Source organism: Corynebacterium sp., from assembly GCF_012837295.1.
Classification (GTDB): Bacteria; Actinomycetota; Actinomycetes; order Mycobacteriales; family Mycobacteriaceae; genus Corynebacterium.
Window position 1 is genome coordinate 1 of record NZ_DURI01000151.1, and the last position, 3,046, is coordinate 3,046.

At 70.1% G+C, this 3,046-nt stretch carries 4 protein-coding genes and 1 riboswitch; of the genes, 3 read left to right on the plus strand and 1 reads right to left on the minus strand.

Going from position 1 to position 3,046, the window contains the following annotated elements; genetic code table 11:
• Nucleotides 1–7: 7 nt before the first annotated feature.
• A complete protein-coding gene (cysK, locus tag GX015_RS05155; RefSeq protein WP_291343306.1) occupies nt 8–940 on the minus strand; it encodes a cysteine synthase A in 933 nt (310 codons plus the stop codon).
• 139 nt (nt 941–1,079) lie between these two features.
• Nucleotides 1,080–1,327, plus strand: a riboswitch (cobalamin riboswitch).
• Between the two features lie 65 nt (nt 1,328–1,392).
• Here cysK and GX015_RS05160 point away from each other — a divergent pair.
• The 3 genes from GX015_RS05160 to GX015_RS05170 all read left to right on the plus strand — a co-directional run.
• The gene (locus tag GX015_RS05160) at nt 1,393–2,166 is read left to right on the plus strand and encodes an energy-coupling factor ABC transporter permease (RefSeq protein WP_291343308.1); all 774 of its coding nucleotides are present in this window, start codon (nt 1,393–1,395) and stop codon (nt 2,164–2,166) included.
• Nucleotides 2,163–2,537 carry an energy-coupling factor ABC transporter substrate-binding protein gene (locus tag GX015_RS05165; protein ID WP_291343310.1) on the plus strand — a complete coding sequence of 125 codons (375 nt, stop codon included), beginning with the start codon at nt 2,163–2,165 and terminating at the stop codon, nt 2,535–2,537. Before GX015_RS05160 ends, GX015_RS05165 begins: the two co-directional genes overlap by 4 nt.
• A gap of 1 nt (nt 2,538) precedes the next feature.
• The coding region (locus tag GX015_RS05170) for a CbiQ family ECF transporter T component (RefSeq protein ID WP_291343313.1) at nt 2,539–3,046 on the plus strand (508 nt) is incomplete at its 3' end.

The following is a 3,046-nucleotide window of genomic DNA, read 5'->3' on the forward strand; positions in this document are numbered from 1 at the left end:
CCGCGGACTAGTCGCGCAGGTCCTCGTAGAGGATGGAGGAGACGTAGCGCTCGCCGAAGTCGGGGATGATGACCACGATGGTCTTGCCCTCGGCCTCGGGGCGGGCGGCGACCTCGAGGGCGGCCTTCACGTTGGCGCCGGCCGAGATGCCGCCGAGGATGCCCTCCTTGGCGGCGAGCTCGCGGGAGGTGCGGATCGCGTCATCGTTGGTGGAGGTGATGACCTCGTCGAGCAGCTCGCGGTCCAGGACCTCCGGGATGAAGTTGGCGCCGATGCCCTGGATCTTGTGCGGGCCGGCCTTGCCCTCGGTGAGCAGCGGGGAATCGGACGGCTCGACCGCGACGAGCTTGACGTCCGGGTTGTGCTTCTTCAGCGTGCGGCCGGCGCCCGTGATGGTGCCGCCGGTGCCGATGCCGGCCACGAGGTAATCGACGTTGCCGTCGGTGTCGGCCCAGATCTCCTCGCCGGTCGTCGCGGCGTGGACCTCCGGGTTGGCCTTGTTCGCGAACTGCGAGGCCAGGATGGCGTTGTCGGTGTTCTCGACGATCTCGTTCGCCTTGTTCACCGCGCCCTTCATGCCCTCGGAGCCCGGGGTGAGCACCAGCTCGGCGCCGAACGCGCGCAGCACGACGCGGCGCTCCTGGCTCATGGTGTCGGGCATGGTGAGGATGACCTTGTACCCGCGGGCGGCGCCGACCAGCGCCAGGGCGATGCCGGTGTTGCCCGACGTGCCCTCCACGATGGTGCCGCCCGGCTTCAGCTCGCCGGAGGCCTCGGCGGCGTCGATGATCGCCTTGCCGATGCGGTCCTTGACGCTGTTGGCCGGGTTGTAGAACTCCAGTTTCGCGACGACCGTGCCGGGCAGGCCCTCGGTGATGCGGTTGAGCTTGACCAGCGGGGTGCCGCCGATCAGGTCGGTGATGTTGTCGTGGATGGTCATCCAGTCGGGTCCTTTCTCGTTTCCTTCGTCGGTCGGCGAGTCTACGCGCGGACGCCGTTTTTGTACAGACAGGTTCGTCTAGTTTGCGTTCGGGTGCACCTGCCGCGGCGTGACCAGGGGGAGTGGCTGCCCCCGGAAGATTGATCGGTGGAGCGGCGGTTTAAGATAGGCCCTGATCTTCGGTGGACGGGAACGCCCTGCAAATGGGCGGCGGCCCTCGCCACTGTGATCGGGGTGACCCCGGGCCGGCACACGCCACCGGATCGCCCCGCGGCCGATGGAAAGGCCACGGGCGATGCGGGAAGGCGCCGGACCGGACGCCGCGCCGTCGTCGACGGTGCGGCTGCCCCGTCAGCCAGGAGACCGGCCGGGGATCGCCCCGGCGCCGTGCGGCGTCGGGCGGTACTGTGCGCCATCCGCGAGGTGACGGGGGCGCGTGAGGAAAAATTCACATGCATATCGCAGAGGGCTTCCTGCCCGTCGGCCATGCGGTGGGATGGACGGTGGCCGCGGCCCCGTTCGTCGTCCACGGCGCATGGCGAGTCAACACGCTGCTCAAGGAGAAGCCGGGCACCGGCCTGCTCCTGGGCGCGGCCGGCGCATTCACGTTCGTGCTGTCGGCCCTGAAAATCCCGTCGGTGACCGGCTCGACGTCGCACCCCACGGGAACCGGCCTGGGCACGGTGCTGTTCCGGCCCCCGGTGATGGCCGTATTGGCCTCCATAGTCCTGCTCTTCCAGGCTCTGCTGCTGGCCCACGGCGGCATCACCACGCTCGGCGCGAACGTCTTTTCCATGGGCATCGTCGGCCCGTGGGTCGCGTGGGGCGGGTACGTCCTGACCCGCAAACTGGGCGGGGGACTGCTGCCGGCGGTGTTCGTCGCGGCGTTCCTGGCGGACCTGTCCACGTACGTGGTCACCGCCACCCAGCTGGCGTTGGCGCATCCGGCGGACCCGGGCGGGTTCGGCGGCGCGCTGGCGACGTTCCTGTCGCTGTTCGCCATCACCCAGATCCCGCTGGCCGTCATCGAGGCGCTGCTGACGGTGCTGGTGGTCAAGGCCCTGCGCACGGTCGCGGAGAAGGAGCTCTTCTCCCTGGGCGTGCTCAAGAAGAAGGAGCTTTCCGACGTCTCGATCGCCGCGGAGGTCGCCTCCGACGAGCGCCTGTCCGACGGCTCCGCCACCGCCGAATCCGAGATGCCCGAGACGAAGGAGGCCGTGCGATGACCGCTTCGGTGAACGACGACGACAAGGTCCGCGAGGCGGACGACGCCACCCACGTGCCCCCGAAGCGTTCCGGGGCCGGCACGACCTTCGGCATCATCGTCCTGGTGATCGTCATCGCGGTGTTCCCCATGTTCTTCAACCTGGGCGACGCCGACGAGGAGGAGCCCTTCGGCGGCGCCGACGGCGCTGCCACCGAGGTGATCGAGGAGGAGAACCCCGGTTACGAGCCGTGGTTCGAGCCGATCATCGGCGAACTGCCGGGCGAGGTGGAGTCCGGCATCTTCGCGCTCCAGGCGGGCTTGGGCGCGGGCGTGCTCGGCTACGCGCTGGGCTTCTACCGCGGGCGGGGCAAGGGGCGGGAGGGCTCCTAGCGTGAACGCCCTCGAAGCTGCGGCGGCCCGCAACCGGTGGGCGCGGCGCAACGTCGGCGAGAAGGCGCTGCTGTGCGGCGGCCTCCTGTTGCTGGCGATTTCACTGCCGCCGTGGCCGGCGGCCGCGCTGATCATCGCCGCGGTGTCGATTGCGGCCGTCGTCGCGCGCGTGCCCGCGGGGCTGTTCCTGGCACTGTGGTCGGCGCCCGCCGCGTTCGTCGCGGTGGGCATCCTGCCGCTGCTGTTCTCCGTCACCCTGGACGGACTGGTCTGGTCTCCGACGGGGCCGCGGCGGGCGGCGGAGGTCGTCGCCCGCGCGACGGCGGCCATCGGCTGCACGATGCTCTTCACCGTGACCACCCCGCTGTCCGAGGTCCTCGCCTGGGCGGCCCGCTCGGGCATCCCGCGCACGCTGATGCATCTGGCGGAATTGATCTACCGGATGATCGGCACGCTGGCGGGCACGGCGAAGATGATGCACGAGGCGCAGGCCCAGCGTCTGGGGCACG

Coding starts and splice junctions, on each gene's coding strand:
- cysK (WP_291343306.1), bottom strand. CDS start 940: ATGACCATCCACGACAACATCACCGACCTGATCGGCGGCACCCCGCTG.
- GX015_RS05160 (WP_291343308.1), top strand. CDS start 1,393: ATGCATATCGCAGAGGGCTTCCTGCCCGTCGGCCATGCGGTGGGATGG.
- GX015_RS05165 (WP_291343310.1), top strand. CDS start 2,163: ATGACCGCTTCGGTGAACGACGACGACAAGGTCCGCGAGGCGGACGAC.